Source organism: Succinimonas sp., assembly GCF_045225735.1.
Taxonomy (GTDB): domain Bacteria; phylum Pseudomonadota; class Gammaproteobacteria; order Enterobacterales; family Succinivibrionaceae; genus Succinimonas.
Genome location: NZ_JBGVBR010000155.1, coordinates 1 through 4991, shown reverse-complemented (window position 1 = coordinate 4991; position 4991 = coordinate 1). Strand labels below are relative to the sequence as shown.

Genomic DNA, 4991 nt, shown 5'->3' with positions numbered 1-4991 from the left:
ATTCTTTTGAAGAGTTGTTATACCATAAGTCTGGTAAATAACATTAACACAGTTAACAAAATATTCCAAAAAATTCAAAATATCACTTCTGATAAGTTTTTGAATTTTATGCGTGTACCAGCATAAGTAAAGATATCTGATAATATAGATATGTGATTGTAATATATTATGTTTGTCTTTTACCCTGTTGTAAAAATAGATGATAAATTACTGTTTATTGACATGTTGATAATTCTTGTAAAATACAATGTTAAAATTATCAAAAACGACTCCTTATATTTATGTCAGCAGTATACTTGCGCTTAATATCATTAGCCCTGAGCATACTGGTGATTGGCATAGCAGCGTATATTGGGAACATCCTGAATACAGTAAACTTGATTTATGGATTTTTGGTGAAGGTCAGAAGTTTAATACAAATTACTTTCTTGGAGAGTTAGGCATAATTGATGGAACTGAACGTTTGAATCAAATGGGCTATTATCAGGAATATACTCCTGTTTGGATAGCTGATCATCCAAGAGCATTTACTGATATGTTATGTATTTCTGTATTTCATTCTGGCATAACCGATACTTTGATACTAGATGATTGGTTTCCAGGTATTGAAGATAAAGAAAGAGTGTATAAGGTTATATCTGTTTTGGAGAGAAAACTCGAAAAAAGGCAATTTGATTTGCTGCAAAAGTGGAATTCACGTAATCCTATAGCTGATTGAATTTTGCATGTCAAGATAGTTATTATAAATCAGTAGTATTTTTAATGAAATTTTCAGTAATTTTTTGACAAGCGTTACCTATTTCTCAAATATATATTATCGGGATTAATGATATCTGTAACATCTGATGCCCGCTTTTGAAGCTTTTTCGGGTAATTTTATTAGCATATCTTTGCATATTTTTTAGAATTATATCAAGGAAGCAATAATCAACATTATATTACTGAACCGAAATCCCTAATTGAACAAATGCATTATGTCAGTGTTATTGTTCCTTCTGCAGTGTAATTTGCCGGGGTATCTCAAGACGAACGTGGTAACCGCCGTTGCTGTTTAGCTGGACGAAGAGCATGAGAATAACGTTTTTTTTCATGACGGACTTACCTTGGAGATGCCGAGACGCTATTGCCATCCCTAATGGTGATCACGTGCAGGAGTTCTAAGAACTTCTCAAGAAGGGATCTTGAAGATTCCCCGCGGCTGTTAATGAAAGGGCGGAATCCTGTCAGCTAAGGACATTCTTTCTCTTTTATTGTTTAGACTTGCCTGGGAGATACTTAAGGGACAGTTAAAGGGACAGTTAAGGGACTGTTAAAGGGACAGTTAAGGGACAGTTAAGGGACAGCTAAAGGGACAGTTAAAGGACATTATGGCACTACCAATTAACATAGATGATTTGATACACGGAAGAGTAGTTGAAAGCTCAAGAATTGAGTATAAAGCTGATTGGAATCCGGAACCGATTATTCACACTATTACAGCTTTTGCTAATGATTTTGACAATCTTGGCGGTGGTTACATATTGGTTGGAATCGCAGAAGAAAACGGCACACCTAAAATGCCTCTGTCAGGGCTTCCAAAAGAAAAAATTGACGTTATTCAGAAAGATTTGTTCAAGAAATGTAATGCTATAGAACCCCGTTATATACCCATTGCTGAACCTTACGTAATTGACGGTAAAAGTATTATTGTAATATGGGTTCCTGGCGGTGATGAAAGACCTTACAAATGCCCGATCAAAATCTATACTGAAAAAGGACAGTTAAAAAGCAATAAAGCGTATTACATACGAAAGATGTCAAACACGATCCGTGCCAATACCCATGAAGAGAGGGAACTGATCGCTTTAGCGAGGAACGTCCCTTTTGATGACCGCATAAACCAGGAGGCTGCTATTGGTGATATGAGTTTAGCATTAGTCCGGGAATACCTCTGTAACGTGGGAAGTTCCATGCAGGCAAATTTATCAAACCGCTCTATGGAAGACATTGCTTTAGATATGAAGCTTGTCAAAGGTCCCAAAGAAATGAGAAAACCTGTAAATGTCGGACTTATGTTTTTCAATGATAAGCCGGATGACTTTTTTCCATATACCCGCATTGAAGTCGTTGATAAACCGGATCCCACCGGTATTGGAATGACTGAAAGGATATTCAGAGGTCCTCTCAACAGGCAACTGCGGGATGCTCTTTCATACATCCGGAACTGCGTAATTATCGAATATGTCACCAAAGTTCCGGATCAGGCGGAAGCTGTGCGGGTTTTCAACTGGCCGTATACAGCCATTGAAGAAGCTCTGACTAATGCCGTATACCATCGCTCGTACGAGATATATGAACCCATCACCGTTACCATAACTCCGGAACAGCTTGATATTCTCAGCGTTCCCGGGCCGGATCGTTCTATTACCGACGAAGATATGGCAAAGGGAGTGATGGTTTCCAACCGTTATCGTAACAGAAGAATCGGAGACTTCCTTAAAGAACTTAAAATGGCTGAGGCCCGCAACACCGGGGTGCCGCTGATTTTCAGTGCGATGAAGAACAACGGTTCCGGACTCCCGATTTTTAAGACCGATGAAGACCGGAGTTACCTCAGGGTCATTCTGCCGATACACCCGATATTTTTGGAAAAGGATTCTCCCAGAGCTGCCCGGATCAATAAGGCCGTCTCCCGCCAAAAAAGAGCCCGAATGACCCGCGAAGACATCAGGAACCAGATTCTCAAGCTTCTCAAAAGAAAGGGCCCGCTGTCCATGAGGGAAATTGCTGTCAATCTGGGCTATCTAAAGCTTACCGACACGGTGCGGGAAGTGATACAGGAACTTCTGACTTCCGGAAAAGCGGAATACCTCTATCCCGATACCCCCCAAAGCCCTAATCAGAAGATTTGTCTCCCGCAGGATAAGTAACCCGGTCTCAAGCCGGACATAATTGTCCGCATCCTGGTTCAGAAGAGGCGGTTTTCAAATGAGATCCCCCTCCGATCCGGCCTGTCTTAACAAAAGACAGCCGGCATCGTTGCCTGCGTCCTTATGTTCTCTTATCATGGCAGTAATTTTGCAGTGTCGCCCGGCAGGGGATTTTTCAGGAGTATCATGAATGACCGAAACCAAGGTAAATTCCTCTTTTCTGAACAAGCTTAAAAGCACCCGGGTTAACAGCTTCCAGAAGCTTCCGGAGATTTCCGGACAGGTATTGGACGGCTTTCATGTGGACACCCGGCTGGATATCATGTCCGGAGAAGCCGATATCTATCTCTGCTCCAAAACCGATGCGGCGGACAAAAAACGCTATATCCTGAAATACTACCGCCGGGAAAACGCCGTAAAGCAGGATATCCTGAACAAGCTCCGGGAAGTCCGGAGTCCCTTTGTGGCCACGCTGGAAAGCTACGGCGTTTATGAAGGGCACCAGTATGTCATTCGTCCCTATTATGAAATGCCGGCTCTCTCAGACGTGCTGGCCTCGGGGGAACGGTTTTCCGGGGAGGAGCTCAGAAGCCTGATCATCCCCTCGGTGATCGAAGGGTTAAGATCCGTGCATGAGGCCGGCATTCTCCATAAGGATCTCAAACCCGGGAATCTGATCCCCGATGATACCGGCGAGCATATTGTTCTCATTGACTTCGGCATCAGCTCCGATGCCGGCAATAACACCTTTGTGGTCACCCAGACCGGCATGACGCCTTTCTACGCCGCTCCCGAAGCTTTGCAGGGCATCTTCCACCGGGAAACCGACTATTACGCTCTGGGCATCACCGTCTATGAGCTTTATACCGGCCAGACCCCGTTCCAGAATGCCGGTCTTTCCGCCGAGGAAGCCGCCAGACTGGCCTCCATTAACAAAATCGAATTCCCGGAGAATTTCCCGGCCGACCTGAAACGGCTGGTGCAGGGACTTACCTACAAGGATCTCTCCCACAGAAACGAACCGGATAATCCCAACCGGAGATGGGGCTACCCGGAGGTTAAACGCTGGCTTGCGGGAGAAGACGTTCCGGTGCCGGGAGAAAGCGCTGAAGCGGCTTCCGGGGAATTCCCCCATAAGTTCCTCCCGTATCGCTTTGAGGATGAAGTCCTGAATACTCCCGAAGAGCTGGCCCGGGCCATGCTGAAGAAGCCGATGCAGGGCATTCGGGATCTGGGCCGGGGACTCCTCACCCATCATTTCGGGTACCTGGACAGCAAAAAGTCCGAGATCTGCCAGAAGGCGGAAAACCTTCTGGGCTCCGGCAAAAGCGCTAATCTCCGGATCTTTCATGATGCGATGTATGCTTTGACCCCCGGCGTTAAGGGCATCTTCCTGGCCGGCCGGGAATTCGGCTCATTTCAGGAGCTTTCGGAGCATATTTTTGATCTGGCTGTCCGGGTTTCCGGGAATGACGGCGCGGCCAAAAAGGAAGCCGATGAAGCCTTTTTGCTTATCAGTTCCGGCTCCTGGATAAATTACTCGGGGAATGCCGATCCCCAAAGTCCGGAAAAAATCGCGGATCGCCGCATCCTGGAAGCCATAAAGGAGATAGCCACCCATGGCGGCGCTGACCCTAACGATGCGCTTCTGGCCATGGGGTACTCGTTTTCAGAAAAATGCCGGAAGGCGGTATGTCTGGGAAGAACCTTTGACAGTCTCGCCGCTTTCGGAAAAGAGCTTGCGGAAATCGCCAGCGCCGGAAACGAAGAGGATCCCTTTCTCGAGGAGGCTCTTCGCGTTTTCCGGGCCGGGAGTCTCAGTATCTTTGCCTCCCTGGCTCTGGGAAATCCTCCGGAGATTAACGAGCTCCTCCGGGATCTTAAGGAAAACATGGATGAAGAGTATCTCGCCAAAGCTCCCCGGTGCCTTCAGGGCTTTTATCTCGGTTACCGCCTTTCCGGATACCTCAAATTCCGCCTGGGGGACTATGTTTTTGAGGGGATGCCGGACTTCGACGCCAAAATGACCGCTCTGGAAAACGAGGACCGGGCTCAGTATCTCCGTCTTATCAAGACCTGGAG

3 protein-coding genes are annotated in these 4991 nt (G+C 45.9%); all 3 read left to right on the top strand.

Annotation, left to right across the window (positions count from 1 at the left end; translation table 11 throughout):
* Positions 1 to 247: 247 nt before the first annotated feature.
* Positions 248 to 718, top strand: a complete 471-nt coding sequence (locus ACJROR_RS05555) for a hypothetical protein (protein ID WP_406546225.1) — start codon at positions 248 to 250, stop codon at positions 716 to 718.
* 649 nt (positions 719 to 1367) lie between these two features.
* Positions 1368 to 2909: an RNA-binding domain-containing protein gene (locus tag ACJROR_RS05550; RefSeq protein ID WP_406546224.1), complete on the top strand. Its 1542-nt coding sequence runs from the start codon at positions 1368 to 1370 to the stop codon at positions 2907 to 2909.
* A gap of 190 nt (positions 2910 to 3099) precedes the next feature.
* A partial coding sequence (locus ACJROR_RS05545; RefSeq protein WP_406546223.1) for a protein kinase domain-containing protein occupies positions 3100 to 4991 on the top strand: 1892 nt, incomplete at its 3' end.

Coding starts and splice junctions, on each gene's coding strand:
- ACJROR_RS05555 (WP_406546225.1), top strand. CDS start 248: ATGTTAAAATTATCAAAAACGACTCCTTATATTTATGTCAGCAGTATA.
- ACJROR_RS05550 (WP_406546224.1), top strand. CDS start 1,368: ATGGCACTACCAATTAACATAGATGATTTGATACACGGAAGAGTAGTT.